Consider the following 23,720-nt stretch of genomic DNA (forward strand, 5'->3'; position numbering starts at 1 on the left):
GCCCGAACCGAGGAGGACCTGTTGAACACACGGGGGCATCTCATCAGGGCAGCCGTCTCGATCGCGCTGGTGGGCGCGGCGGGCTGCAGCGCGGCCACGGCGGGGTCGGGCGTTCCCGGCCCCGCCGCCACGGTCCCGGCCTCCCCTTCGGCCTCGGCCTCCGGGCCGGCGCCGAAGGGGCAGAGCACCGGCCGGTACCTGGTCTTCTACGCGGAGGGCAAGCGCGAGGCCGCGCTCAAGGCGGTGCAGGACGCCGGGGGCGAGCTCGACGGGGGCGACGAGCGGCTCGGCTATCTGATCGCGCGCATCGGGGATCCGGAACGGGTCGGGGCCGATCCCTCCGTGGTCGGGGTGACGCCCGACCGGCCCATCGGCATGGCGTCCTCGGCCCTGGCGGCCCGCAGGGCGCCCGCGCCCGCGCCCGCCGGGCACCGGCCGGGCGTCCTCCCCTCGGGCGGGCAGGGCCCGGTGAAGCCGGAGCCGCTCGCCCACCTGCAGTGGGACATGGAGATGATCGGCGCCACCGCCACCGGGTCGTACGCGAAGGCGCGGGGCAAGCGCTCGGTGCTGGTCGGCGTCATCGACACCGGGATCGACGCCACCCACCCGGACATCGCGCCGAACTTCAACAAGGAGCTCAGCCGGAGCTTCCTCCCGGCCGGGGTGAGCTCGGCAGCCGACGGCCACCGCGGCAAGGACTGCGGCCGCACCGGCTGCGCCGAGTACGCCGGGGTGGACGGTGAGGGGCACGGCACGCACGTCGCCAGCACGATCGGCTCGCCGATCAACGGCCTCGGCATCGCCGGGGTGGCCCCGGACGTCTCCCTGGTCGACCTGCGGGCCGGCACCGACGAGGGCCTGTTCTTCCTCAAGCCGACCATGGACGCCCTCGCGTACGCCGCCGACGTCGGGATCGACGTGGTGAACATGAGCTTCTTCGTCGACCCGTGGCAGTTCAACTGCACCGACAACCCGGAGGACTCGCCCGCCGAGCGGCTCGACCAGCGCGGCATCATCGAGGGCATGCGGCGGGCGGTCGACTACGCGCGCCGGCACGGGGTCACACTGATCACCGCGATCGGCAACACGGGGATCGACCTCGGCCGCCCGGAGCGGGACGGCATGAGCCCCAACTACCCCAAGGGGGCCGCCAAGGTCCGCCGGATCGACAACTCCTGCATCACCGTCCCCACCGAGCTCGACGGCGTCATCTCGGTCACCGCGGTCGGGCCGAGCGGGAACAAGGCGGGGTACTCCGACTACGGGCTCGAGCAGGCCGACATCGCCGCGCCGGGCGGGGACCTGTTCGACACCGCCAGCCCGATCGTGGGCGTGCGCCGGGGCATCCTCGCCGCCGCGCCGGAGAGCGTCCTGCGGGCGGCCCGCCGCATCGACGACAAGGGCAACCCGCGGGACGCCTCGGTGGTGCGCGACTGCCGGGGCGGCACGTGCGCCTACTACCGGTACCTCGAGGGCACCTCGATGGCCGCCCCGCACGTCACCGGGGTCGCCGCGATCATCATCGGGCGGTTCGGCGTGCCGGGCAAGGGCGGGCTCACCATGGACCCCGCCGAGGTGGAGCGGCTGCTGTACGCGTCGGCGATGCCCAAGGCCTGCCCGGCCGCGGGCGGGTCCGGGTCCGGTGGCCGCGCCGACCAGGTCTGCGAGGGCGGCAAGCGGAAGAACGGCTTCTTCGGGCACGGCATCGTCAACGCCGACCGCGCGGCGGTGATCTCCCGCTGACGGGGCCGCGCCATGCCCCGCGCCGGGCGGTCCGGCCGGTTCACGATCGCGTCACCCCGCGTCCCATCCGGGGTCTGGGCCTCGGGGCCGGGACCGAGAGGCCGCCGCCGGCCACGCCGGCGTCCTGGCCACCGCCCGGAGTCCCGGCCGCCCGGAGACCCCCGGGGCCGGGCGCGGCCACGAGCCGGCCGGCCGTCCCGCGCGGGGCCGTACCGCGGGGCATGGACGGTGACCGGCGGGGTAGGTCCAGCCGGGTGGCGGGGAACGCGCTCCTTGCCGGAACGTGAACGTTCGCGCGCTGGGCGTGCGGAACGTCACACGGAATGGTCTGGACCATCTAGGGTAGAGCCGTGAATCGTCGAGCGAAGATTGTCTGTACCCTCGGTCCCGCCAGCTCCTCACCGGAGCGTCTGCGCGAGCTGATCGCCGCGGGCATGGACGTGGCTCGCTTCAACCTGTCCCACGGAACGCAGGAGCTGCACAAGGAGGTCTTCGACCGGGTCAAGGCCGCGGCCGCCGAGGTCGGCCGCGCCGTGGGCGTCCTCGCCGACCTCCAGGGCCCCAAGATCCGGGTGGGCAAGTTCGCCACCGGTCCGGTACGGCTCAGCTACGGCGACATCTTCACGATCACGACCGAGGACGTCCCGGGCAACCGGGACATCGTCTCCACCACCTACAAGGGCCTGCCCGGGGACGTGAAGCCGGGCGACACGATCCTCGTCGACGACGGCCGCCTCAACCTCGAGGTCATCGACGTGGACGGGCCGCGCGTGATCACGAAGGTGCTCGTCGGCGGGATGATCTCCGACAACAAGGGGCTCAACCTGCCCGGTGTGGCGATCAGCGCGCCGGCCCTCACCGAGAAGGACGAGGCCGACCTGCGCTGGGCGCTGCGCACCGGGTTCGACATCATCGCCCTGTCGTTCGTCCGGTCGCCGGACGACGCCGACCTCGTCCGGAAGATCATGGACGAGGAGGGCATCCGCGTCCCGCTGCTCGCCAAGATCGAGAAGCCTCAGGCGGTCGAGCGGCTCGAGGAGATCGTCGACGCCTTCGACGGGATCATGATCGCCCGGGGTGACCTCGGCGTGGAGCTCCCGCTCGAGCAGGTGCCGATCGTCCAGCGCCGGATCATCGAGCTGTGCCGGGAGAAGGCGCACCCGGTCATCGTGGCCACCCAGATGCTGGACTCGATGATGCACTCCCCGCGGCCGACCCGGGCGGAGGCCTCCGACGTGGCCACCGCGGTCATGCAGGGCGCCGACGCGGTCATGCTCTCCGGGGAGACCTCGGTCGGGAACTACCCGGTCGAGGCCGTGACCACGATGCACCGGATCGCGGTGGCGACCGAGAGCGTCACCCTGAAGGCCACCCACACCCTCGACCGGCTGCCCGAGACCACCGGCGGCGCCATCGCCCGCGCCGCGGCCGAGGTCGGCGCGATCGTGAAGGCCAAGGCGCTCGTGGCGTTCACCATGTCGGGCGAGACCGCGCGCCGGCTCGCGCGCTACCGGTCCCCGATCCCGCTGCTCGCCTTCACCTCGAACCCCAAGGCGCGCGGGCAGCTCGCGCTCACCTGGGGCGTGGAGACCTTCGAGGTGCCGTTCGTCCACCACACCGACGACATGGTCCGCCAGGTCGAGGCGGCGCTGCTCTCCATGGGCCGGTGCCAGAAGGGCGACAAGGTGGTGATCGTCGCCGGCTCACCGCCCGGCACGCCGGGCACCACCAACAACCTGCGGGTGCACACGATCGGCGCGGCCGTCTCGCGCTGACCGTCCCCGAGCGGATCCCCACCGCGGACGCGGCCCGGCCCGCCGCAGCACGGCGGAGCCCGGCCGCTCGGGCGGATTCGCCGCCGGCCCGGACCCCGGGTCCCCGGCGACGGGCCACCGCCTCACGACCCCGGAGAACCCCCGGACGCCGTGTCACCGCTGCCGCGAGGCTCCCGGCGGAACCGGCCGGGTGGTCCGGCAGGCCGGCGGAACGCCCCGGCCGGTCCTCACGCGCTGGGCCGGACCCCGATGCGCCGCCGAGCCCGCCTCCCGCGACCGCCGGTCCCGGCGCGCGGGAACGGACCCTCGCGGTTGGAGCGGCGACGCCGGTGGCGGACATGGGCGGGAAGGCGGCGCCGGAGCCCCCCGGGCGCCGGTCACCCGGGCGCGATCAGCCCACCGGGACCTCATACCCCTCGGCGAGCTCGGAGACGAACGGCTCCTTCAGCACCATCGTCCCACCGAGCGCCTTCTCGTCGGGCTTGAGCACGTAGGAGGCGCGGGAGGCGGGCCGGCTCGGCGAGGTGAAGTCCATCGGGGTGCCCAGCCCGGGGTCGAACGTCGTCTGCGAGCGATGCGCGTTGAGGATGCCCTCCCGGGTGAGGTCCTTCGCCTCGCAGGCCTTCTTGATCGCCGTATCGACGATCATCGCCGCGCTCCAGCCGCTCGGGATGGAGTTGTCGAGCGTGTCGTCGGGGTACTTCGCCCGGTAGTCGGCGGCGAGCTTCTCCATGACCGGCAGCTTCATGCTGATCGGGGCCCCCGCCGTCATGATGTAGAAGTTCTTCAGCAGCGCGTCCTTCACCGGCAGGCCGAGCAGCTGCGGCGCGTAGGAGGAGTTGCTCCCCACGAACGGCACGTTGAGGCCGGCCTGGGCGGCGCCGCCCACCAGGGACGCCGCCTGCCGCGGGCCCACCGAGACGAGGATCGCCTTCACCCCGGCCGCCTTGAACGCCGCCACCTGGGCGCTCATGTCCTGATCGGTCGCCTTGATCTTCTGCTCGACGATCTCCAGGCCGAGCTTCTCCGCCGCGTACTTCGAGCCGTTGAGCGAGCTCTCCCCGTAGTCGCCCTCGAAGTACAGGTGACCGATCTTGTCGCCCTTCTTGATCCCCTTCTCCTCCACGAGGAAGGAGACCCCGTTGATCATGTCGAGGTCGTAGGTGGTGCCGGTCACCTGGATCGCCCGCGCGCCGAGCAGCGAGGTGGCCCACGCCATCGGGATGGTGAGCAGCTTGTCGTCCTCGATGCGCTGCTTGAGCGCGGTGACCATGGGGGAGCCGATGAACTGGGGGATCGCGGCCGACCGTGGGGCGAGCTCCGTGTAGGCGGCCATCGCCTTCTGCGTGTCGTACCCGTGGTCGCGCACGACCACCTCGTACTTGCGCCCGCACACCCCGCCGGCGGCGTTCACCTGCTCGAAGTAGAGCTGCTGGGCCTGGGTGAGGCTCTTGCCGAGGGACGCGTACGGACCGGTGAAGTCGGTGAGGATGCTCACCGTGATGGTGGTGTCCGTCACCCCGGGGCCGGTCTTCACCCCGTCACCGTCGGCCGAGCCCGACCCGCCCCCGGTGGCCTTCTGGCTGGCGCACGAGGTGACGGCGAGGGCGAGGAACGCCAAGGTCGCTATGCCGGCACGGGTGGCTATCTTGCCCATTTGACCTCCTTGACACGGGGGATGGCGCGGCGCAGCCGCGTGATGAGCCCGAGCAGACCACCGGGCAGGAACAGCACGACCGCCACCACGGCGGCGCCGTAGAGGATGCGCGCGGCCTCCGCGGGGGAGAAGCCGCCGGTGCCCGGCTCCGCCACGAGCGGCAGCACGTCGCCGTACCGCATGAGGAGCTGGGGCAGCAGGGAGACGAAGACGGCCCCGAGCACCGAGCCGGCGACGGAGCCGAGCCCGCCGATGACGATCATGGCGAGGTAGTCGAGCGACAGGAGCATGCCGAAGTTGTCCGGCACGACCTGCCGGAACACCAGGGCGAGGAGCACCCCGGCGAGCCCGCCGTACATCGACGACAGGACGAACACCGCCGCCCGGTACCGGGTCACCGGGACCCCCATCACCCCGGCCGCGGTCTCGTGGTCCCGGATGGCGTTCATGGCGATGCCCGGCCGGCCGGCGAGCACCCCGCGGGCGAACGCGGCCGCGCCGGCGAGCAGCACCAGGCCGAGGTACCACAGCCGTTCCAGCGCGCCGAACGGCACGTCGAGCAGGACCAGCTCGGGCCGGTCGTCGAAGACGAGGCCGAACAGCTCCATCGGCGGCACCCGCCGGCCGTTCGACCCTCCGGTGACCGGGCCGGCGTTGTGGAGCACGTGCTGGCCGACGAAGATCAGGGCGAGGGTGGCGATGCCGAGGTAGGCGCCCTTGAGCCGCCCGGCGATCGGGCTGAACAGGCCCCCGATCACCCCGGCGAGCACCACGGCGCAGGCCGCGGCCACCGGGGTGGGCAGCCCGGCGTCCTCGGCGAAGACGATGTAGGAGTACGCCCCGGCGGCGAGGAAGAGCGCGTGCCCGAGGGAGAGCTGCCCGGTGGCCCCGGTGAGCAGGTTGAGGCCGATCGCGCCGATCGCCGCCGACATGGCGAACAGCCCGGTCTGCAGCCAGAAGGCCTCCAGGTAGAAGGGCACGGCCACCAGCACGGCGACGGCGGCCAACCAGGCGATCAGTCGCGCCGGCCGGACGGTCCGGCCGGGCCCGGCGGTGCTAGACACGGGTCAGCTCCTTGGTGCCGAAGAGCCCGGACGGGCGGAAGAGCAGGATGACGAACATGACCAGGAACGGCGCCGCATCGCCGAAGCCGCGGCCGAGGAAGGCCAGCTCGCTCTGGTAGCCGTTGACCAGGCTCTCGGTGACCCCGATGATCAGGCCTCCGGCGAGGGCCCCGGTGGTCGAGTCCAGGCCGCCGAGGATGGCCGCGGGGAAGGCCCGCATGGCGGCCACGGCGGTGTTGCGGTCCAGCCCGGGCGTGGGGAACACGCAGAGGAAGAGGGCGGCGATCGCGGCGAGCGCGCCGGCGATCGCCCACGCGCCGAGCGAGACCCGGCCGAGCCGGATCCCCATGAGCGCGGCCGCCTCGGCGTCCTCGGCGGTGGCGCGCAGGGCCACGCCCCAGGAGGTGAACTTGAACGCCAGCAGGAACGCGGCGATCAGCGTGGCGGCGACGGCGAGCGCGACGAGCCGGGTCTGCGCGATGAGGATCGGCCCCAGGTGCACGACCCGGTCGCGCCAGGGGTCGCCCATGGCGAGGACGTCGGTGCCGATCTGCCGGGTGAGCTCGGCGGTGATCATGATGTCCACGCCGATCGTCACGATCGCGAGCACGCCGTGGACGCCGGTGCGGGCCCGCCGCAGGATGAGGAACTCCACCAGCGCCCCGATCAGCGCCGCGCCGGCGATGCCCGCGGCGAGCGCGGCCCAGAAGCCGAGCACCGGGTGGAGCTTCGCGATCAGGAAGCCGCCCACGAGCAGCAGCGAGGCGTGGGCGAAGTTCACCACCTCGGTCGCCTTGAAGATGACGACGAACCCGAGGGCGATCAGGGCGTAGACGGCGCCGATGGAGACGCCGTTCACGAGCAGCTCGAGGAATGTGATCATCGTCCGGCCTCCGCTCGCTGACCGGCCGGCCCCGGTTCGGGGGCGCCGTCCGCCGGCCCGGGTTCGGGCGCGCCGTCGGCCGGCCTGGGGTCGTGGGCGCCGTCCCCGGCCGCGCCGCCCAGGTAGGCGCGGATCACCTCCGGGTCGCGCTGCACCTCGGCGGGCGTGCCGTGGGCGATGCGCCGGCCGAAGTCGAGGACGGTGACGGCGTCGGCGATCCGCATGACCATCGCCATGTCGTGCTCGACGAGCAGGATCGAGATGCCGAGGCTCTCCCGGATGGCGAGGATGAGCTCGGCCATCTCCCGGCGCTCCCCGCCGTTCATCCCGGCCACCGGCTCGTCGAGGAGGAGCAGGCGCGGCTCCATGCACAGCGCGCGGGCGAGCTCGACCCGTTTGCGCATGCCGTACGGCAGCAGCCCGGCCGGCACGTCGAGCACCTCGCCGACACCGGTGAACTCGGCGATCTCCGCCACCCGCGCGCCGTGCCGCGCGGCCTCGCGCCGGGCCGAGGGGAGCCGCAGACCGGCGGCGAGGAAGCCGGCCTTGGTCAGGCGGTGCCGGCCGAGCATGAGGTTGTCCCGCACGGAGAGCCGGGGGGAGAGCGCGATGTTCTGGAAGGTGCGGGCCACGCCGAGCGCGGCGATCTGGTGGGGGCGCAGCGCGGTGAGCTCGGCGTCGCCGAACCGGACGCTCCCGGACGCGGCCCGGTAGACGCCGGAGAGCACGTTGAAGCAGGTCGACTTGCCCGCGCCGTTCGGGCCGATCAGCGCGTGCACGCTCCCCGGGGCCACCGTGAAACCGACCGCGTCGAGGGCGGTCAGCCCGGCGAACCGGACCGTGAGGTCCTCCACCACGAGCTCCGGGATCATTCGGTCCACCTCGCGAGGGTTCTTCTTCCGGCGGCCCCGGCGGATGCCGTACCAACCGGTCGGTTTGTCATGGGCGTGCCGACCTCCCCGAGGTACCGGCGGCGCACCTCGTCGCTGGACGCCAGCTCCGCGGCCGGGCCGGACAGGGTCACCTCGCCCACCTCGAGCACGTACGCGTGGGAGGCGAGGGAGAGGGCGAGCGCCGCGTTCTGCTCCACCAGCAGCACCGAGGTCCCCTGCGCGTTGATCTCCTTGATCGTCTCCGCGATGCGCGCGGCCATGGCCGGGGCGAGGCCGAGCGTCGGTTCGTCCAGCAGCAGCACCGCCGGCCGCGCCATCAGGGCCCGGCCGATGGCGAGCATCTGCTGCTCACCCCCGGACAGCAGGCCGGCCCGCTGGTGCGCGCGCTCGGCGAGGATCGGGAAGAGCTCGAACACCCGCTCCCGCGCGGCCGCGGCGTCCGTCCGGCCGCGGGCGCCGATCGCCCCGGCGCGCAGGTTCTCGGCCACCGTCATCCGGGTGAACACCCGGCGCCCCTCCGGCACCTGGACGACGCCCCGGCCCACCACCGCGGCCGGCTCCGCCCCGGTGAGGGCGCGGCCCTGAAAGGAGACCGTCCCGGCGGTCACCCGCCCGCCGTGGAACCGGAGCGTGCCCGAGATGGCGCGGAGCAGCGTGGTCTTCCCGGCGCCGTTCGCGCCGAGCACGGCGACCACGCCTCCCGGGGGAACGGCCAGGCTCACGCCGCGCAGCGCGCGGACGGGGCCGTAGCGCACGTGCAGGCCGGTCACCTCCAGACCCGTCTCAGCCATGCAACCCCTCCGTGCCTCGATGAAGGCACACACAACCCGCCGCGTCGAGGCCCGTCCAGCCCGGCGCGGCAAGTCGCTGCGGCAGCCCAACCCGGGCGCCCCGCCCTTGTGCTCCAGCACAACCAAGGGTCACAAAACGAGCAGAACCTTGTTCCGGAGAAGGCCTCCTGGCAGATTCGGAAGAATGAGGGCCAAGGCTGACTCTGAGGTACGGCAGGTGCTGCGGATGTCGGCCGTGCGCCTGCTGGATCGCCTCCCCGAACTCACGGATGAGCTCGTCCGGCGGGGCAGGGAGAAGGACGAGGCTTACCGGCTCCGCATCCCGTACGACGATCACTGGCAGAGCGCCTACGAAGGGCTGCGCGTCGGCCTCACGGCGATCCTGCAGCCGCGCCACGAGCGGCGGGACGTCGCCTACGCCCGGAAGCTGGGCCGGCGGCGGGCCGAGCACGGCCTCCCGCTCGACTCGCTGATGCGCAGCTACCGGCTCGGCGCCCAGGTCACCTGGAACGGCTTCCTCGCGGTGGTCGGCGACCGCGACCCCCGGCGGCTGCCCGCGCTGCTGCACAGCGCCAGCCACGTGTGGCACGCGATCGACCGGCAGGCGCTGGCCGCGGCCGAGGCCTACCGGCGGTGGGAGAGCGAGCTGCTCGGCCGCTCCGCGGGCCGGGCGCACACCGTGCTCGACGCCCTGCTCGACGGGCGGGTGGAGGACCCGGAGCTGGTGGAGACGGCCGCCGAGTCCCTCGGCCTGCCCGTGGCGGGCCGGTACGCGGTGGTCGCCATCCGCCCGGCTCGGCCGCACACGGTGCCCCGGCCGGAGCGGATCGGCGGGTTCCGGCTGCTGTGGCGGCAGCCGGGCGGGACGGACGTGGCCCTCGTCGTCATGGGCGACCGGGAGCTCGACGACCTGGTGGCGGCCCTCCGGCCCGCGCTCGCCGGCGTCATCGGGGTGAGCCCGGTCGTGGACGGGCTCGCCGCGATCGGCACGGCCCGGCGGATGTCCGAGCTGGCCCTGCGGACCTGCGCCGGTGAGGGCGCCGAGGTCGCCCGGCTCGACCGGCGGCTGCCGGCCGCCCTCCTCGTCTGCCAGCCCGAGCTCGCCGGGCACCTGGAGAACGGCGTGCTGGGCCCGGTGCTCGCCTCACCCGATCGCGACGTGCTCCTCGCCACGCTCGAGGCCTGGCTGCGGTGCGACGGCTCGGCCGCGAAGGCGGCCCGGGAGCTCTACTGTCACCGGAACACCGTCTTCAACCGGGTGCGGCGGATCGAGCGGCTCACCGGCCGGTCACTGTCGCGGCCGCTGGACCTGGTGGAGCTGTCCCTCGCCCTCGAGGCGGTACGGTTGCACGCGGGCGAGGGCCGGCACACCCCGGCGGCCGGCCGGGGTGGCGCCGTGGATTCCGAACGAGTGCCCCGAGTGGGATTCGAACCCACACTGCATGGATTTTGAGGCCATTGACTCTACCGATTGGTCTATCGGGGCCGGCCCGGACCCGGGTCCGGGGCTGGGGGACGGTGGCCGTTATAGGGCCGATCGTCCTCCTGTCGTTCTAATGTAGCGGACATCGGTAACCTTTTGTGCGTGACTAACCAGCGGCGAGTGGTGATCGCGGAGGATGAGACCCTCATCCGTCTCGACCTCAAGGAGATGCTCGAAGAGGACGGCTACGCCGTCGTGGGCGAGGCCGGGGACGGTGAGACCGCGGTCAAAATGGCGGAGGAGCTCCGGCCGGATCTGGTGATCCTCGACATCAAGATGCCGGTGCTCGACGGGATCTCCGCGGCGGAGCGGATCGTCTCGCGGAGGATCGCGCCCTGTCTCATCCTCACCGCCTTCTCCCAGCGCGAGCTCGTGGAGCGGGCCCGGGACGCCGGTGCGATGGCGTACCTCGTCAAGCCGTTCACCAAGAGCGACCTCACCCCCGCCATCGAGATGGCGATCAGCCGCCACGAGGAGATCATGGCGCTGGAGAAGGAGGTCACCACCCTGGCGGAGCGGCTCGAGACCAGGAAGCTGGTCGAGAAGGCGAAGGGGCTGCTCATGATGAAGTACAACTGGACCGAGCCCCAGGCGTTCCGCTGGATCCAGAAGGCCTCCATGGACCGCCGCATGAGCATGCGGCAGATCGCCCGTATTGTGATCGAAGAGGCCGAGCGGAAGGCCGATTGACGCCGAAGATTGCCGCGAACAGGAAATCTTTCTGCGATCGAAAAATATCGCGGTTCTTCGCGCCATAACGAAATCATTGAAGTTGATAACAGAGTCATAACCGTGATGCGGCTCTGTACCGACCTGTGACATTGCCCCGTTGTACTACCGCACACGACCCCTCGGCTGACCGCTGGGTGGGCATGCGTATCCGATCCCCGAGGGGATCTAGGGAAAGGAAGGCAACCTTGCGATCCAAGATCGCTCGCCTTGGTGGCATTGTCGCTGCCGGTACAGCGCTGACCCTCGGCCTCGCGGCGTGCGGGAGCGGCACCGATGAGGCGTCATCCGGCGGCCAGGGCGATGGAGGCGTCACGACTCTGAAGATCGGGTTCATGGGCGACCTCACCGGTGAGAACTCCGGGCTCATGATCCCGCCCCGGCAGGGCGCCGAGCTCGCCGTCGAGGAGTTCAACGCCCGGTCGTCCAACGTGAAGGTCGAGCTGGTGCCCTACGACAGCCAGGGCAACCCCGACCAGGCGGTGACCCTCGCGCAGAAGGCCGTCACCGAGGACAAGATCGTCGCGTTGGTCGGCCCCGGCTTCTCCGGCGAGTCCCGCAACGTCGGCCCGATCCTCGAGCAGGCGAAGGTGCCGAGCGTCTCGGCCTCGGCGACCAACCCCGGCCTCGCGCAGAACGGCTGGAAGTACTGGCACCGGGTCGTCGCCAACGACGACGTCCAGGGCCCGACCATCGCCGACTTCCTGGTGAAGGCCACCTCCGCCAAGAAGGCGTTCGTCATCGACGACGCCCAGGAGTACGGCGCCGGCCTCGCGGACGCGGTGGCCAAGCAGTTCGAGGCCAACGGGGTCCAGGTCGAGCGGGACAAGATCGACCCGAACGGCTCGGACTACTCCTCGACGGTCACCAAGGTGAAGGCCGCCAACCCCGACGTCATCTTCTACGGCGGCTACTACGCCCAGCTCGGCCGGCTGCTCAAGCAGCTCCGCGACGGCGGCGTGACCGCGGTCGTCTCCTCCGGCGACGGCTCGGTGGACGCCAAGCTCATCGAGGGCGCGGGCGCGCAGGCGGCGGAGGGCGCGGTGCTCGGCTGCCCCTGCCTCATCCCGTTCGGCTCGGACGTGCCTGAGCTGAAGGACTTCAGCGAGCGGTACAAGGCCAAGTACGGCACCGAGCCGATGATCTACGCCACCGAGGGGTACGACGCGGCGACCGCGATCCTGAAGGCGATCGAGGCGGGCAACACCACCTCCGAGAAGATCAACGAGTACCTCGCCACGATCGACTTCAAGGGCGTCTCGAAGCAGATCAAGTTCAACCCCAACGGTGAGATCGCCGCGAGCGTCATCCACATCTACCAGGTGAAGAACGGCCAGATCGTCTGGCTGGGCGACAGCACGCAGGCGACGCTCAGCTGACGCTGCCGGAAGTGAAGTGAGGATCCGAGGAGCGGGGAGCGAACCGCTCTCCGCTCCTCCCTGCCTGGCGACTACCGTTGCCCCGGTTCGAAAGCGACCACCGTGTTCGATGACTTCGTGAACCAGGTCGGGCCCTCAACCATAGGCGGCCTGGCCAGTGGCGCCATCTACGCCCTGATCGCCCTCGGGTACACGATGGTGTACGGCGTGCTGCGCCTCATCAATTTCGCTCATTCCGAGATCTTCATGATCGGCGCCTTCGCCGGGCTGTTCGCGATCATCCAGCTGGGGATCACCGCCCCGCTGGGCGGCCTGGCGTTGATCGGCACGCTGCTCGTGCTCTTCCTGGCGGCGATGGCCGCCTCGGGTGGTGCCGCCATATTGCTGGAGCGGGTGGCCTACCGGCCCCTGCGCAGGCGAGGCGCCGGCCGGCTCGCGGCCCTGATCTCCGCGATCGGCGCGTCCATCTTCCTCCAGGAGCTCTTCGCCCTGGTGATCATCCCCGAGGTGTTCGACCGCCCCTCCCAGGGCCGGATCCAGGTCCCGGTCCCACGGCTGCTCGAACGCGAGACGGTGTTCTCCATCGGGAACATGGACGTCCGCAACGACCACCTCATCATCATCGTCGCAGCCGTGATCATGATGGTCCTGCTCGACGTCTTCGTGAACCGCACCCGCATCGGGCGCGGCATCCGGGCCACCGCACAGGACCCGGAGACCGCCACGCTCATGGGCGTCGACATCGACAAGATCATCAGGACCACCTTCTTCGTGGGCGGTGCGATGGCCGGCGTGGCCGCCGTGCTGTACGCGATGGAGTTCGAGAACCTCCGTTACAACGTCGGCTTCCTGCTGGGCATCAAGGCGTTCACCGCCGCGGTGCTCGGTGGCATCGGCAACATCCGCGGAGCGCTGCTCGGCGGAATCCTCCTCGGGCTGATCGAGAACTGGGGTTCGATCTTCTACGGCTCCGAGTGGAAGGACGTCATCGCCTTCACCGTCCTCGTCCTCGTCCTGCTGTTCCGTCCCACCGGCATCCTCGGTGAATCCCTCCAGCGAGCACGCGCATGAACGCCAACCTCAACCTCCGCCGCGGAAACCCGCTCGCCTCGGCCGTGCACGCCGTGGGCGGCCAATTCGACAGGGTGCGTGATTGGTGGGCGACCGCCCCGGGCTGGGCGCGCTGGTGCGTGTACGGCTTGCTGATCCTCCTGGCGATCATCGCCCCGCACCCGGCCATCGGCTCCTTCATGACCCCGGAGTCGCACTGGCAGTCCGTGCTGTTCAGCCCGATCGGCACGTTCGTCCTGCTCGCCATCGGCCTCAACGTCGTGGTCGGCCAGGCGGGCCTGCTCGACCTGGGCTACGTCGCCTTCTACGCCATCGGCGCCTACACGATGGCGATCTTCGGCACCAAGTACGGCTGGAACTTCTGGGGCATCCTGGTCATCGGGATCTTCATGACCGCGGTGTCGGGGATCATCCTCGGCTCGCCCACCCTGCGGCTGCGCGGCGACTACCTGGCGATCGTCACGCTCGGCTTCGGGGAGATCGTCCGGATCACCGCGCAGAACACCGAGTACATCGGCGGCGCGCGCGGCATCACCAACATCCCCCACCCGAACCCGATGTTCGGGGTCGAGTTCCTCCTCGATCCGCTGCCGTACTACTACCTGCTGCTCGGCGCGATCATCGTGTCGATCATCATCGTCAAGCGGCTGAACAACAGCCGGGTCGGCCGTGCCTGGGAGGCGATCCGGGAGGATGAGGACGCCGCGGAGCTCATGGGCGTGCCCACCTTCCGGTTCAAGCTCCTCTCCTTCTTCGTGGGCGCGATGATCGGGGGTGCCACGGGCGTCATCTGGGCGAGCAAGGTGATCGCCATCCAGCCGCCGAACTTCCCCTTCATCCTGTCGGCCACGATCCTGGCCGCCGTGGTGCTCGGCGGCTCCGGCAACCTGCCGGGCGTCATACTCGGCGCGTTCCTGATCGCCTGGCTCCCCGAGCGGTTCCGCGAGTTCGCCGACTACCGGATGCTCGTCTTCGGCGCCGCCCTGGTGCTGATGATGGCGCTGCGCCCCGAGGGCCTGCTGCCGTCGCGCCGGCGCCGCCTGGTCAAGGCCGGGGATGAGAAGCCGGAATCGGAGAAGAAGGCCGACGAGCCCGCCGGCAAGGTGGCCGAGGAGGTGGCCCAGTGAGCCAGTCGAGCAAGAACCTGCTCGAACTCCGCTCCGTCACGATGCGGTTCATGGGCGTCACCGCCCTGAACCAGGTCGATCTGGCCGTCCGGGAAGGGGAGATCTTCGCGCTGATCGGCCCCAACGGCGCGGGCAAGACCACGGTGTTCAACGTGATCACCGGCGTCTACCGGCCGACCGAGGGCGAGATCGTCTTCGACGGCAAGAAGATCAACGGCCTCAAGCGGTTCGTCATCACCAAGCGCGGCATCGCCCGGACCTTCCAGAACATCCGGCTGTTCCACGGCATGACGGCGCTGGAGAACGTGCTCGTCGGCTTCGACGCGCACAACCCCACCGGCGCCATCGGCGCCGCGCTCGGCCTCCCCTGGCACCGGCGCGCGGAGAAGCGCGGACGCGAGCGGGCCATGGAGCTGCTGGAGTTCGCCGGCATCGCCCACCGGGCGGGAGACCTCGCGCAGAACCTCCCCTACGGCGACCAGCGGAGGCTGGAGATCGTCCGGGCGCTGGCCACCGAGCCCCGGCTGCTGCTGCTGGACGAGCCGGCCGCCGGCATGAACCCGGCGGAGAAGGAGTCACTGCAGGAACTCATCAGGAGGATCCGGGACGACGGTCGCACGATCCTGCTGATCGAGCACGACATGGGGCTGGTCATGGGCATCAGCGACCGCGTCGCCGTACTGGACTTCGGGCAGAAGATCGCCGAAGGCCGCCCCGCCGAGGTGCAGAACGACCCGAAGGTCATCGAGGCGTATCTGGGGGTTCCTGCGGATGCTTCTTGAGGTCGAGGACATTCACGTCCACTACGGCAAGATCGAGGCCCTCAAGGGCGTCTCGCTGGAGGTCGAGGAAGGCGAGATCGTCACCCTCATCGGCGCGAACGGTGCGGGCAAGACCACCACGCTGAAGACGATCTCCGGCCTGCGGCGCCTCACCTCGGGGAAGATCCTGTTCAACGGCAAGGACATCAGCGACATGCCCGGGCACAAGCGGGTGGTGATCGGCATCAGCCAGTCCCCCGAAGGCCGGGGGATCTTCCCGGGCATGACCGTCATGGAGAACCTCCTGATGGGCGCCTACACCCGGAAGGGGGATCTCAGCGAGGACCTCGAGCGGGTCTTCGGCCTCTTCGGCCGGCTCGCGGAGCGCAAGGACCAGCCGTGCGGCACCATGTCGGGCGGTGAGCAGCAGATGGTGGCCATCGGCCGGGCGCTGATGAGCAAGCCCAAGCTGCTCCTGCTCGACGAGCCCTCCATGGGGCTGGCGCCGATGCTGGTCAACCAGATCTTCAAGATCATCAAGGAGATCAACGAGCAGGGGACGACCGTCCTCCTCGTCGAGCAGAACGCCCAGCAGGCCCTCCAGCTCGCCCACCGGGCGTACGTGCTGGAGACCGGCCGGGTGGTGAAGGCGGCCCCCGCCGCCGACCTGCTCAACGACCCGGAGGTGCGCGAGGCCTACCTCGGGGCCTCGCTCAGCCAGAGCTGACCCGAGCCTCGTTCATCAGCCAGAGCTGATCGAGCCTCGTTCAGCCAGCCGACCCACGGTTTAACCAGCGGGAGGGCCCGGCCGGGCCCTCCCGCACGCTTCTCACCGCCCTTCGCGCCGTGCCGGTTCGCCGGCGGTGCGCCTCACCCCGTGGCCGGGAGCGCAGGGTGGTGCGCCTCACCCTGTGCTGCCGCCCGGCCCTCGGCGTGGGCCGGGCGGGCCGTACGGCGGCGCGACCGGGCTCGGGAGGACGGTGAGATGCGCCGTGGCCCCGTTGCCGCCGCACGCCGGGCACGGCCGGCGGGATGCACGGCGGGGAGTGCGCCGGCGGATTCGGCCGTCGTTCCGCGCGCGGGCGCCGACCGGTCAAGCGGGTGCCGACCGGTCAACGGAACGGCCTCGCAAGGTGAACCCCGGATGCGGGTGTCCCGGACCCGCGCCGGAGGAGGCGGGCCGTCCGCGGGTGCCGCGGTGCCGGTGGGCGGACGGCCGGCCGCGCCACGGCCGGGCCGGATGCGCGAGTGGGCCCACGGTGGCTGGAGAAGCGCGATGAACAGGGCCTGACGCGATGAACGGGGCGAACGGGGCCTGATGCGATGAACAGGGCCGGAGAACGCGGTGAAGGGGCGAGGCGCGGCCGGGCCGCGGGACCGGCGCTCAGCGTCCGCGTGCGCCGGGAACCGGTCACCGCGCGGCGGGCACGCGCGCCCTCACGATTCACACCACGGCCATCCGGGCGCCGCCCGCCTGCCATCTGGGTGTCGCCCGCGGAGCCGCTGAACCGGCGACCGGCCGCGCGCTCCGGCCGGCGGTTCAGCGGTCCGGGTCGGCGTACGCCCCCGGCCGGGCACGCCGGGCAGGTGACCGTCCAGGGGCGCCCGTGCCCGGCCGTACGGTCCTCACGCGGAGGCCGCCGTTGGCCGGACACGGATGCCGGACGAGCCCGCGGTGGACCTTTGGGTCCGTGCGCAGCTTCCCCGGCTCCGCACGTTGTCTACTCGGCCCCCATACGGGCTCCGGGGCCACCACGGTAGCGACCCCGGGGGCCGCCGCGCAAAGGGAACGGGCAAACTCGCGGGCTTACACCCCTGTATGCGGGTCTCAGTGGGGTGTGGACCGTTTCGTCGCTCTGCAGGGGGATCGGCGGCGTCCTTCCCGGGGGATCAGCCGGCGTCGCGGAGCATGCAGGTGAGCCTGGCGGTGCAGATCCGCCGCCCTTCCTCGTCGGTGATCTCGATCTGGTAGGTCGCCAGGCTCCGGCCCGCGTGGACCCGGGTCGCCACGCCCGTCACGTAGCCGGAGGTCGCCGGCCGGTGGTGGGTCGCGTTGATCTCGATGCCGACGGCGATCCGGCCCTCGCCCGCGTGCAGGACGGCGCCGACGGAGCCGAGGGTCTCGGCGAGCACACAGGACGCGCCCCCGTGGAGGAGACCGTACTGCTGGGTGTTGCCCTTGACCGGCATGCGGCCGACCACCCGCTCGGGAGAGGCCTCGAGGAACTCGATGCCCATCCGGTCGCTCAGGTGGCCTTCGCTGGCCTTGTGGAGGAACGTGAGAAGCTCGTCGGTCTGGGTCAAGGAAACGCCTCCTCTGGGCACCGCAGGGGTGAGATGTCGTACAGGGAGATTAGGCTGCGGGTGTGCCGAAGAGCGAAGCGACCCCTACGCGTCCGTGCCTGCTGCTGCTGGACGGTCACTCCCTGGCCTACCGCGCCTTCTACGCCCTGAGGGACGCCAACCTCATGACGTCCGACGGGCAGCACACGGAGGCCGTCTACGGCTTCACCTCGATGCTGACCAACGTGCTGCGGGACGAGCGGCCGAGCCACATCGCGGTCTGCTTCGACCGCGGCGGCCCCACGTTCCGGCACGAGGCGTACGACGCGTACAAGGCGAACCGGGTGGAGGCCCCGGAGGACTTCCACGGGCAGATGGAGCTGATCTACGAGCTCCTCGACGTGCTCCGGATCCCCCGGCTCTCGGCGCCCGGCTACGAGGCCGACGACGTGATCGCCACGCTCGCCACCCGCGCGGCGGCGAGCGGCCTCGACGTCCTGATCGTCACGGGCGACCGGGACGCGCTCCAGCTCGTCGACGACAAGATCACCGTGCTGATGACCCGGCGCGGCATCAGCGACATGACCCGGTTCACGCCGGAGGCCGTGGAGGAGAAGTACGGCCTGCGGCCCGCGCAGTACCCCGACTTCGCCGCGCTCCGGGGTGACCCCAGCGACAACCTGCCCGGCATCCCGGGGGTGGGGGAGAAGACCGCGGCGCGGTGGATCAAGGAGTTCGGCTCGCTCGACGAGCTCGTCCGGCGGGTCGACGAGGTGAAGGGCAAGACCGGGGAGCGGCTTCGCGAGCACCTCGCCCAGGTGATCCACAACCGGATGCTCACCGAGCTGCGGCGGGACGTCCCGATCGACGTCGCCGTGGACGACCTGCGGATGGGCCAGTGGGACCGGGAGGAGATCCACAACCTGCTGGACACGCTCCAGATCCGTGGTGAGCTCCGGGACCGGCTGTTCAAGACCCTCGGTACGGCGGAGCCCGAGACGGCCGAGGGCTTCGACGTCGAGGTGACCGTGCTCGAGCCCGGCGAGGTGGCCGCCTGGCTGGGCGCCATGCCCGAGGGCCGGGCCGGCCTCGCCTTCCTCGGCACGTACGGCAGCGGCACCGGCCGGCTGGACGGCATCGCCATCGCCACCTCCGCGGGGGCGGCGTACCTCGATCCGGCGCGGCTCACCCAGGAGGACGAGGCGGCGCTCGCCGCCTGGCTCGCCGACGAGACCAAGCCCAAGGCCGCGCACGACGTGAAGGGGCCGCTGCTCGCGCTCTGGGAGCACGGGCTCGACCTGCGCGGGCTCACCTGTGACACCGCGATCGCCGCCTACCTGGCGATGCCCGGGCAGCGGTCGTTCCCGATCGAGGAGCTGGTGCTGCGCTACCTCAACCGGGAGCTCCGGTACGAGACCCCGGCGGACGGCCAGGCCTCGCTCTTCGACGACGTCGAGGCGGGGATGGCCCGGGACCTGGCGCTCAAGGCCCAGGCGGTGCGCGAGCTGGCCGACGCGCTGGAGCGGCACCTCGCCGCGCGGGGCGGGACCCGGCTGATGACCGAGGTCGAGCTGCCCCTGACCAGGGTGCTCGCCGAGATGGAGCACACCGGGATCGCCGCGGACCGGCAGTACTTCGCCACCCTGGAGGCGGAGTTCAGCGCGGCGGCGAAGCAGGCCGTCGAGGCGGCGCACGCGCTCGTCGGCGAGCAGTTCAACCTCGGCTCGCCCAAGCAGCTCCAGGAGATCCTCTTCGTCAAGCTCGGCCTGCCGAAGACGAAGAAGATCAAGACGGGTTACACCACGGACGCCGACGCCCTGGCGTGGCTCGCCACCCAGACCGACAACGAGCTCCCCGCGATCCTGCTCCGGCACCGCGACCAGACCAAGCTGCGCGCGACCGTGGAAGGGCTGATCAAGGAGATCGCCGACGACGGCCGGATCCACACGACGTTCAACCAGATCGTCGCGGCCACCGGGCGGCTCTCCAGCGAGAAGCCCAACCTGCAGAACATCCCGATCCGCACCGCCGAGGGCCGCCGGATCCGCAAGGGCTTCATCGTCGGCAAGGGCTACGAGACGCTCCTGACCGCGGACTACAGCCAGATCGAGCTGCGGATCATGGCGCACCTCTCCGGCGACGAGGCGATGATCGCGGCGTTCGGGTCCGGCCACGACTTCCACCAGGCGACCGCGGCGCGGGTCTTCGGCCTTCCCCCGGATCAGGTGACGCCCGAGCTGCGGGCCCGGATCAAGGCGATGAACTACGGCCTCGCCTACGGGCTGTCCGACTTCGGGCTGGCCGGCCAGCTCAACATCCCGGTGGCCGAGGCGCGGGCGCTCAAGGAGGAGTACTTCGAGGAGTTCGCCGGCGTCCGCGAGTACCTGAACCGGGTCGTGGACCAGGCCCGCAAGGACGGGTACACCGAGACGATCCTCGGCCGCCGCCGCTACCTGCCCGACCTCACCAGCGACAACCGGCAGCGCCGGGAGATGGCCGAGCGGATGGCGCTCAACGCGCCCATCCAGGGGTCCGCCGCCGACATCATCAAGGTGGCGATGCTCAAGGTGCGCAAGGCGATGGAGGGCATGCGCTCCCGCATGCTCCTCCAGGTGCACGACGAGCTCGTGTTCGAGGTGGCCCCCGGGGAGCTCGACGACCTCATCGCGCTGGTTCGCGAGCACATGGGCGGGGCCTACCCGTTGCGGGTGCCGCTCGACGTCTCCATCGGCACCGGCCCCACCTGGGAGGACGCGGGTCACTGACCCGCGCCGCCCGAGGCCGCGCGGCCGCGCCCTGGAACCCCGAGCGCGGCCAAAGCCGGCCCTGCATTCCGGCGGCCGCCCGTCGGCGCTGCCGTACCCCGGGCCGGGGCCCCACCCTGCACTGGGTCGGGGGCCACACCCGCACTTTCCACCATCGGAGCGCGGAGTCCTGGCCGGGAGCCCGTCGGGAGGGCATCCGGTGTCCTCGTCCGCGGCGAGCGCCGAGGGACAGGCGTCCTGGCTCCGTGGCCCCTGCCGGGCCGACCGGGGTCGCCCTCCCCGATCGCCAAGGGTCCGGTCTCAGGCGGAGCGCTGCGGTTCAGCGTCCCAGAGGCATCCCAGGCGCGCCCCGATGGCGGCGCTTTCCGCCCCGGTATCCGGATTTCTGCTGAATACCGTTCTCTTCTGGCGAAGCGGGCGTGATGCGGATATGGGAGTCATGACCAGGTAAAGATATGGTCAAGTATTCGTGCGGACTGTTGCCAAGCTGATCGCACTCACCGGTGCGGGCGTGATCACGGTCACGCTGGTCATTTACGCGCTGCTCCCGCGGTCGGGCGGTCCGAGCGGCCGTACCCAGCCGCCGATGGCGGCCGGGGTGCCCACCGCCTCACCCACCCCGACGCCGGCGACCCCGGAGTCGGCGCGGAAGGTGAAGGCCAACGAGCTCGGCCTGGTCCCGGTGATCATGTACCACCGGCTCCTCCCGAAGCGGATCGCCTCGATCGACCGGACCCCGGAGCAGTTCCGGCGCGAGCTGACCCGGCTCGCCAAGGAGGGCTACGTCCCGATCACCGCCGCCGAGTTCGTCTCCGGTGAGATCGACATCCCCGCGGGGATGCACCCCGTCGTGCTCACCTTCGACGACGGCAGTCCCACCCACTTCGCCCTGGACGAGAACGGGGCGCTCAAGCCGGACACCGCGGTCGGGATCCTCTACGAGGTGGCGGCGCGCTACTCCCACTTCCGGCCCGTCGCGACCTTCTGGGTCAACCGGATCCCCTTCGGCCTGACGGATGAGAAGGAGCAGGCCAGGGCCGTGAAGTGGCTCCTCGATCGCGGCTTCGAGGTCGCCAACCACACGTACTCCCACCCCGACCTGCGCCGGCTCCCCGCGAAGCGGGTCCGGGAGGAGATCGTCCGGCAGGAGCGGGTGCTCAAGCGGCTGGGCGTGGAGCGATCCACCACCTTCGCCCTGCCGTACGGCTCGCTGCCGCGGCAGCGGGACGTGGCGCGGAAGGGCAAGTGGGACGGGACCCGGTACCGCTTCGACGGGGTCTTCCTCGCCGGCTCCGAGCCCTCCGTTTCACCGTTCGCGAAAAGCTTTTCGAGGTATGCGATCCCGCGGATCCAGTCCAACGGGAAATCCGGGGAATGCCGCCGGTGGTGCAGCCAGTACTGGCTCGACTGGCTGGCCAAGCACCCGGAAAAGAGGTACACATCGGACGGGGATCCCACACGTATCTCGATCCCCCGCAAACTTCAGGGCAAGGTCGACCCTGAAGTGGCAAAGGAGGTTCTGGTGTACTAGCCAGGAGCCGGCCCCAGGCCGGTACGGGTCGCGAGACCGCCCGGCCGGCCGTCGAATTGACCCAGCACGCGAGGTCTCATATGCTGATCGCTGCGCTGTGGGCTCGCGCGTGTCTCAGACGGAGCGGGCTCGCGCTCGGTCATCCGTTGCTTAGAGAGCAGCTATCGGTGAACGAAAAGAGGCCCGCCGCGCTTCTGTTACAAAATCTGTCCGTTCGGAGCACTTCCACACATGACGAGCAGCACTGAGGCCACCTCGAGCACCCCGCAGGTAGCGGTCAACGACATCGGTTCCGAGGAGGCCTTCCTCGCCGCGATCGACGAGACCATCAAGTACTTCAACGACGGTGACATCGTTGAAGGCACCGTAGTCAAGGTCGATCGAGACGAGGTCTTGCTCGACATCGGCTACAAGACCGAGGGCGTCATCCCGTCCCGCGAGCTCTCCATCAAGCACGACGTCGACCCTGCCGAGGTCGTTAAGGTCGGAGACCATGTCGAGGCTCTTGTCCTCCAGAAGGAGGACAAGGAGGGCCGCCTGATCCTCTCCAAGAAGCGTGCTCAGTACGAGCGCGCCTGGGGGACGATCGAGAAGATCAAGGAAGAGGACGGCATCGTCACCGGTACCGTCATCGAGGTCGTCAAGGGCGGTCTCATCCTCGACATCGGCCTGCGGGGCTTCCTCCCCGCGTCGCTGGTCGAGATGCGCCGCGTTCGGGACCTCCAGCCGTATGTCGGCCGCGAGCTCGAGGCCAAGATCATTGAGCTGGACAAGAACCGCAACAACGTGGTTCTGTCCCGCCGCGCCTGGCTTGAGCAGACGCAGTCGGAGGTTCGCCAGACCTTCCTCAACACCCTCCAGAAGGGCCAGGTCCGCAAGGGCGTCGTCTCCTCGATCGTCAACTTCGGTGCGTTCGTGGATCTCGGTGGCGTCGACGGTCTCGTCCACGTCTCCGAGCTCTCCTGGAAGCACATCGACCACCCGTCCGAGGTGGTCGAGGTCGGCCAGGAGGTCACGGTCGAGGTCCTCGACGTCGACATGGAGCGGGAGCGGGTCTCCCTGTCGCTCAAGGCGACCCAGGAGGACCCGTGGCAGCAGTTCGCCCGGACCCACCAGATCGGCCAGGTCGTGCCGGGCCGGGTCACCAAGCTGGTGCCCTTCGGTGCGTTCGTCCGGGTCGAGGAGGGCATCGAGGGTCTGGTCCACATCTCCGAGCTGGCCGAGCGTCATGTGGAGATTCCGGAGCAGGTCGTCCAGGTCGGTGACGAGATCTTCGTGAAGATCATCGACATCGATCTCGAGCGCCGCCGGATCTCCCTGTCGCTGAAGCAGGCCAACGAGGGCGTCGGTGCTGATGTCGAGTTCGATCCGACGCTGTACGGCATGGCGGCGAACTACGACGAGCACGGCAACTACATCTACCCGGAGGGCTTCGACCCCGAGACCGGTGAGTGGCTGCCGGGCTACGAGAAGCAGCGCGAGGAGTGGGAGCGGCAGTACGCCGAGGCCCAGGCGCGCTGGGAGGCCCACAAGCAGCAGGTCGAGCGGGCCCGCCGGGAGGCCGCTGCTCAGGCCGAGGCCTACGACGACGGATCGCAGTCGAGCGGAGGCGCGCTCGCCTCGGACGAGGCTCTTGCCGCCCTGCGGGAGAAGCTGTCCGGCGGTCAGAACTGACGCCAGGCGATCGTTCGCATGGGAAAGGCCCCGCCCTCGGCGGGGCTTTTCTCGTTCCAGAGCGGCCGCCGGTGCGTGGGGCCGCCCGGGGACGGCACTCGGCAACTCGAG

Annotated in this window: 18 protein-coding genes and 1 tRNA gene; 12 read left to right on the plus strand and 7 right to left on the minus strand. The window is 70.8% G+C overall.

The genetic code is table 11. The features are described from left to right. The first annotated feature begins 21 nt into the window (after positions 1-21). Both TBIS_RS07290 and pyk read left to right on the plus strand, forming a co-directional pair. Positions 22-1,743 (plus strand): S8 family serine peptidase, encoded by a 1,722-nt coding sequence (locus TBIS_RS07290; RefSeq protein WP_242384320.1) that lies wholly within the window; start codon positions 22-24, stop codon positions 1,741-1,743. A 350-nt stretch (positions 1,744-2,093) separates the two neighbouring features. Continuing rightward, positions 2,094-3,518 (plus strand): pyruvate kinase, encoded by a 1,425-nt coding sequence (gene pyk, locus TBIS_RS07295; RefSeq protein WP_013131712.1) that lies wholly within the window; start codon positions 2,094-2,096, stop codon positions 3,516-3,518. Positions 3,519-3,909: 391 nt separating this feature from the next. Here pyk and TBIS_RS07300 read toward each other — a convergent pair whose 3' ends face one another. From TBIS_RS07300 to TBIS_RS07320, 5 genes are read right to left on the minus strand one after another with little or no spacing between them, the layout of a single operon-like run. Continuing rightward, positions 3,910-5,175, minus strand: a complete 1,266-nt coding sequence (locus TBIS_RS07300; RefSeq protein ID WP_013131713.1) for an ABC transporter substrate-binding protein — start codon at positions 5,173-5,175, stop codon at positions 3,910-3,912. Then, complete coding sequence (locus TBIS_RS07305) at positions 5,163-6,239, minus strand: branched-chain amino acid ABC transporter permease (protein ID WP_013131714.1); 1,077 nt, start codon at positions 6,237-6,239, stop codon at positions 5,163-5,165. Before TBIS_RS07305 ends, TBIS_RS07300 begins: the two co-directional genes overlap by 13 nt. Next, on the minus strand, positions 6,232-7,122 hold the full coding sequence (locus tag TBIS_RS07310; RefSeq protein WP_013131715.1) for a branched-chain amino acid ABC transporter permease: 891 nt from the start codon (positions 7,120-7,122) through the stop codon (positions 6,232-6,234). Before TBIS_RS07310 ends, TBIS_RS07305 begins: the two co-directional genes overlap by 8 nt. Continuing rightward, entirely contained in the window at positions 7,119-7,994 is an 876-nt protein-coding gene (locus tag TBIS_RS07315) for an ABC transporter ATP-binding protein (protein WP_013131716.1), read from the minus strand. Before TBIS_RS07315 ends, TBIS_RS07310 begins: the two co-directional genes overlap by 4 nt. Further along, positions 7,991-8,806 carry an ABC transporter ATP-binding protein gene (locus TBIS_RS07320; RefSeq protein ID WP_013131717.1) on the minus strand — a complete coding sequence of 272 codons (816 nt, stop codon included), beginning with the start codon at positions 8,804-8,806 and terminating at the stop codon, positions 7,991-7,993. Before TBIS_RS07320 ends, TBIS_RS07315 begins: the two co-directional genes overlap by 4 nt. Before the next feature lie 226 nt (positions 8,807-9,032). Between TBIS_RS07320 and TBIS_RS20160 the strand changes: the two genes are divergently transcribed. After that, complete coding sequence (locus TBIS_RS20160) at positions 9,033-10,259, plus strand: PucR family transcriptional regulator (RefSeq protein WP_013131718.1); 1,227 nt, start codon at positions 9,033-9,035, stop codon at positions 10,257-10,259. Here the strand turns inward: TBIS_RS20160 and TBIS_RS07330 are convergent. Further along, a tRNA-Leu gene (locus tag TBIS_RS07330) sits at positions 10,219-10,292 on the minus strand. The two genes, TBIS_RS20160 and TBIS_RS07330, sit on opposite strands and share 41 nt — an antisense overlap. Positions 10,293-10,385: 93 nt before the next feature. Between TBIS_RS07330 and TBIS_RS07335 the strand changes: the two genes are divergently transcribed. The 6 genes from TBIS_RS07335 (at position 10,386) to TBIS_RS07360 (ending at position 16,083) form a co-directional block, all read left to right on the plus strand. Next, positions 10,386-10,979, plus strand: coding sequence for an ANTAR domain-containing response regulator (locus tag TBIS_RS07335; RefSeq protein WP_013131719.1), 594 nt, complete (start codon positions 10,386-10,388; stop codon positions 10,977-10,979). Between the two features lie 182 nt (positions 10,980-11,161). Further along, positions 11,162-12,397: a branched-chain amino acid ABC transporter substrate-binding protein gene (locus TBIS_RS07340; protein ID WP_083785233.1), complete on the plus strand. Its 1,236-nt coding sequence runs from the start codon at positions 11,162-11,164 to the stop codon at positions 12,395-12,397. 102 nt (positions 12,398-12,499) lie between these two features. Then, positions 12,500-13,468, plus strand: a complete 969-nt coding sequence (locus TBIS_RS07345) for a branched-chain amino acid ABC transporter permease (RefSeq protein ID WP_013131721.1) — start codon at positions 12,500-12,502, stop codon at positions 13,466-13,468. Then, the gene (locus TBIS_RS07350; protein ID WP_013131722.1) at positions 13,465-14,595 is read left to right on the plus strand and encodes a branched-chain amino acid ABC transporter permease; all 1,131 of its coding nucleotides are present in this window, start codon (positions 13,465-13,467) and stop codon (positions 14,593-14,595) included. The genes TBIS_RS07345 and TBIS_RS07350 overlap by 4 nt, the downstream gene beginning before the upstream one ends. Continuing rightward, positions 14,592-15,377 carry an ABC transporter ATP-binding protein gene (locus TBIS_RS07355; protein WP_013131723.1) on the plus strand — a complete coding sequence of 262 codons (786 nt, stop codon included), beginning with the start codon at positions 14,592-14,594 and terminating at the stop codon, positions 15,375-15,377. Before TBIS_RS07350 ends, TBIS_RS07355 begins: the two co-directional genes overlap by 4 nt. Further along, on the plus strand, positions 15,367-16,083 hold the full coding sequence (locus TBIS_RS07360; RefSeq protein ID WP_013131724.1) for an ABC transporter ATP-binding protein: 717 nt from the start codon (positions 15,367-15,369) through the stop codon (positions 16,081-16,083). Before TBIS_RS07355 ends, TBIS_RS07360 begins: the two co-directional genes overlap by 11 nt. A gap of 1,163 nt (positions 16,084-17,246) precedes the next feature. On the opposite strand, the gene TBIS_RS07365 is transcribed toward TBIS_RS07360, so the two are convergent. Next, complete coding sequence (locus TBIS_RS07365) at positions 17,247-17,594, minus strand: PaaI family thioesterase (RefSeq protein WP_083785326.1); 348 nt, start codon at positions 17,592-17,594, stop codon at positions 17,247-17,249. A gap of 128 nt (positions 17,595-17,722) precedes the next feature. Here TBIS_RS07365 and polA point away from each other — a divergent pair, with 128 nt between their 5' ends. The 3 genes from polA (at position 17,723) to rpsA (ending at position 23,609) form a co-directional block, all read left to right on the plus strand. Beyond that, positions 17,723-20,404: a DNA polymerase I gene (polA, locus tag TBIS_RS07370; protein WP_013131726.1), complete on the plus strand. Its 2,682-nt coding sequence runs from the start codon at positions 17,723-17,725 to the stop codon at positions 20,402-20,404. A 469-nt stretch (positions 20,405-20,873) separates the two neighbouring features. Next, positions 20,874-21,935, plus strand: a complete 1,062-nt coding sequence (locus TBIS_RS07375; protein ID WP_013131727.1) for a polysaccharide deacetylase family protein — start codon at positions 20,874-20,876, stop codon at positions 21,933-21,935. A gap of 231 nt (positions 21,936-22,166) precedes the next feature. Beyond that, positions 22,167-23,609 carry a 30S ribosomal protein S1 gene (gene rpsA, locus TBIS_RS07380; protein ID WP_013131728.1) on the plus strand — a complete coding sequence of 481 codons (1,443 nt, stop codon included), beginning with the start codon at positions 22,167-22,169 and terminating at the stop codon, positions 23,607-23,609. Positions 23,610-23,720: the final 111 nt, after the last annotated feature.

The organism is Thermobispora bispora DSM 43833, from assembly GCF_000092645.1.
GTDB lineage: Bacteria > Actinomycetota > Actinomycetes > Streptosporangiales > Streptosporangiaceae > Thermobispora > Thermobispora bispora.

Bases quoted from the DNA above. Each gene is read 5' to 3' on its own strand.
- TBIS_RS07340 (WP_083785233.1), top strand. From the start codon at position 11,162: ATGCGTATCCGATCCCCGAGGGGATCTAGGGAAAGGAAGGCAACCTTG.
- TBIS_RS07300 (WP_013131713.1), bottom strand. From the start codon at position 5,175: ATGGGCAAGATAGCCACCCGTGCCGGCATAGCGACCTTGGCGTTCCTC.
- rpsA (WP_013131728.1), top strand. From the start codon at position 22,167: ATGACGAGCAGCACTGAGGCCACCTCGAGCACCCCGCAGGTAGCGGTC.
- TBIS_RS07310 (WP_013131715.1), bottom strand. From the start codon at position 7,122: ATGATCACATTCCTCGAGCTGCTCGTGAACGGCGTCTCCATCGGCGCC.
- TBIS_RS07360 (WP_013131724.1), top strand. From the start codon at position 15,367: ATGCTTCTTGAGGTCGAGGACATTCACGTCCACTACGGCAAGATCGAG.
- TBIS_RS20160 (WP_013131718.1), top strand. From the start codon at position 9,033: ATGTCGGCCGTGCGCCTGCTGGATCGCCTCCCCGAACTCACGGATGAG.
- TBIS_RS07315 (WP_013131716.1), bottom strand. From the start codon at position 7,994: ATGATCCCGGAGCTCGTGGTGGAGGACCTCACGGTCCGGTTCGCCGGG.
- TBIS_RS07365 (WP_083785326.1), bottom strand. From the start codon at position 17,594: ATGGGCATCGAGTTCCTCGAGGCCTCTCCCGAGCGGGTGGTCGGCCGC.
- TBIS_RS07350 (WP_013131722.1), top strand. From the start codon at position 13,465: ATGAACGCCAACCTCAACCTCCGCCGCGGAAACCCGCTCGCCTCGGCC.
- TBIS_RS07320 (WP_013131717.1), bottom strand. From the start codon at position 8,806: ATGGCTGAGACGGGTCTGGAGGTGACCGGCCTGCACGTGCGCTACGGC.